This window comes from Lunatimonas salinarum (assembly GCF_017811155.1).
In the GTDB taxonomy this organism is placed as follows: Bacteria; Bacteroidota; Bacteroidia; order Cytophagales; family Cyclobacteriaceae; genus Lunatimonas; species Lunatimonas salinarum.
On sequence record NZ_JACVCV010000132.1, the window covers coordinates 1 to 364 of the forward strand.

Below are 364 nucleotides of genomic sequence, written 5' to 3' on the forward strand. Positions count from 1 at the left end.
GCCTCAAGCGCTACCGAGACCTCAAAAACGCCCTAGATGCCAGCGAGCAGAAGGGCCGGGAAGAAGGAGAACAGATAGGCGAACTAAAGAAGCTGCGGTCGGGCATCATAAATCTCTATAAAGAAAACCTGCCCATGCCCCTTATCGCAAAGGTAATGGAGGCAGATGAGGTTATAGTGATGAGAATCCTAAAGGAAGAAGGGTTGTTGGGTGAAACGTAGGTAGTAAGACGTAAGATATAAGACGTAAGACGTAAGACTCGCAAATCGTTCGAGCCTACTTTCGGTAACAATACCCTTATGCCCTGGTTTGGAGATTGCCACGCTCCTACGTCGCTCGCAATGACGCAATTCACCGAAACGCC

General features: G+C 49.2%; 1 pseudogene. It reads left to right on the forward strand.

The window, feature by feature from the left end:
* Window positions 1-221, forward strand: a pseudogene (locus tag IAQ59_RS22200) (hypothetical protein); the annotation flags it as partial.
* Window positions 222-364 lie beyond the last annotated feature (143 nt).